Source organism: Aquabacterium sp. A08 (assembly GCF_011742065.1).
Genome location: NZ_JAAQQT010000023.1, coordinates 1 through 739 on the forward strand (window position 1 = coordinate 1; position 739 = coordinate 739).

Genomic DNA, 739 nt, shown 5'->3' on the forward strand with positions numbered 1-739 from the left:
GCGATTATCCAATGTCCCTGCTGCCTTATTCCTTCGCCCGCCCCTTCCTGTTCAACATGGACCCGGAAGCGGCGCACGAACTCACGCTGAACAACCTGGCGCGCATCCAGCACACGCCGCTGATGTGCCTGGCGGCGCAATCCCGGGTGAATGACCCCATCACCCTGGCCGGGTTGCGCTTCCCCAACCGGGTGGGGCTGGCGGCGGGGCTGGACAAGAACGCGCGCTGCATCGACGCCTGGGGCGCCATGGGTTTTGGCTTTGTGGAAGTGGGCACGGTCACACCCAAGGGTCAGCCGGGCAACCCCAAGCCGCGCATGTTCCGCATTCCCGAAAAGCAGGCGCTGATCAACCGCCTGGGCTTCAACAACGACGGGCTGGACGCCTTCGTGGCCAATGTGCAGCGCTCGCGCCTGCGCCAGCGCCCGCAACCGGGCGGCATGCTGCTGGGGCTGAACATCGGCAAGAACGCAGCCACGCCCATTGAAAACGCCACCGGCGACTACCTGACCTGCCTGAGCGGCGTTTACCCGCACGCCGACTACGTGACGGTCAACATCTCCAGCCCCAACACCAAAAACCTGCGTGCGCTGCAAAGCGACGAGGCGCTGGACCAGTTGCTGGGGGCCCTGGCCGCGCGGCGCGCCGAGCTGGCCGACCGCCACGGGGTGCACAAGCCGCTGTTTGTGAAAATCGCCCCCGACCTGGACGAGGCCCAGGTGGCGGTGATCGCCGACAC

Annotated in this window: 1 protein-coding gene; it reads left to right on the top strand. The window is 66.6% G+C overall.

Annotated features, from left to right (window positions below):
• Positions 1 to 11: 11 nt before the first annotated feature.
• Positions 12 to 739, top strand: a 728-nt coding sequence (locus tag HA630_RS00130) for a quinone-dependent dihydroorotate dehydrogenase (protein WP_166831962.1), incomplete at its 3' end; no start/stop codon positions are given.